This window comes from Lapidilactobacillus concavus DSM 17758, from assembly GCF_001435835.1.
Lineage (GTDB): Bacteria > Bacillota > Bacilli > Lactobacillales > Lactobacillaceae > Lapidilactobacillus > Lapidilactobacillus concavus.
Window position 1 is genome coordinate 1 of sequence record NZ_AZFX01000067.1, and the last position, 327, is coordinate 327.

A 327-nucleotide genomic window follows, 5' to 3' on the forward strand; every position below is an offset into this window, starting at 1 on the left:
TCGTGTGTTTCTCGGTTATTACAGTTTCATAGTATCCAGTTTTCAAAGAACGAGTTCATTGACGATCATTGCTGACCATCAATGGAGGTTAACGGGATCGAACCGATGACCTCCTGCGTGCAAAGCAGGCGCTCTCCCATCTGAGCTAAACCCCCATGTTGCTGCTTCTTTCAAAGCAATGGGCCTAAATGGACTTGAACCATCGACCTCACGCTTATCAGGCGTGCGCTCTAACCAGCTGAGCTATAGGCCCGATCAAGCGTTACTTTCGTTTGAGAGTAGACCTCTCAAAACTGAACAAAGTTTCTATGCAGGTTCCGTTGGTCA

The 327-nt window shown here is 47.4% G+C and carries 2 tRNA genes; both read right to left on the reverse strand.

Going from position 1 to position 327, the window contains the following annotated elements:
- Positions 1 to 82: 82 nt before the first annotated feature.
- A tRNA-Ala gene (locus FC15_RS06225) sits at positions 83 to 155 on the reverse strand.
- Between the two features lie 24 nt (positions 156 to 179).
- A tRNA-Ile gene (locus FC15_RS06230) sits at positions 180 to 253 on the reverse strand.
- Positions 254 to 327 lie beyond the last annotated feature (74 nt).